The sequence below is a fragment of the Oleiphilus sp. HI0067 genome (assembly GCF_001635735.1).
The window spans coordinates 1-739 of record NZ_LWFI01000837.1 but is presented as its reverse complement, the minus strand read 5'-3'; the positions used below and the strand labels follow the sequence as shown (position 1 = coordinate 739).

1 pseudogene is annotated in these 739 nt (G+C 50.5%); it reads right to left on the bottom strand.

Features of this window, described 5'->3' with window-relative positions:
- Positions 1–739: pseudogene (locus A3739_RS29820) on the bottom strand (hypothetical protein); the annotation flags it as partial.

Below are 739 nucleotides of genomic sequence, written 5' to 3'. Positions count from 1 at the left end.
AGCCGCCGCCACAATAGGCGTATCGGCAACCGCCTCGACGGTAACCTCTACCGAACCATTATAAACTTGACTAGCACCACTCTGTGTGAACGTTACTTCAGTCGTTAATGTAAAGTCATCGCTGGAATGTTCGACTGGCGTAAGGCTCAAACCGTCAAGATCAGCAGGATCCACTGTCCAGGTGCCATCACCGTTGTTCGTACCCGCTGACAAAATCGCTCCGGTTGGCACGCCACCGATCGTGACACTGCTGATCGTTTCAGTGCTATCAACAGCGGTTAATGGACCCAGTTCAAGATCGACCTCAGTATCCTCTAACGTGCTTACCGTTCCTGTTAATGGATTGCCATCCGCGCTCGGGTTCGTTGGATCGATTGGATCAGTCGGATCGACTGGGTCAACCGGGTTCGGGCCATCAATAACCGGATTAATTGTTACAGTCATTGACGTCGTTGCACTATTGCTATCGACTTGGCTGCTATCATCGGGATCAACATCTTCATTATGAATCGTGACCTGCAGAACGATATCGCTTAGATGGCCTATTGCTGGCGTGATCGTGAGACCGGCAAGCTCAGCGGCTGTCAACGTCCAGCTACCATCTCCATTGTCAGTGCCAGCAGATAACGTAGCATCTAACGGCACATCGCTGATAGTGTAACCAGTAACTGACTCAGAACCGTCGTTATCTGCTAGGCTACCAGTGATATCCAAGGCAATAGCACTATTCTCATCACCA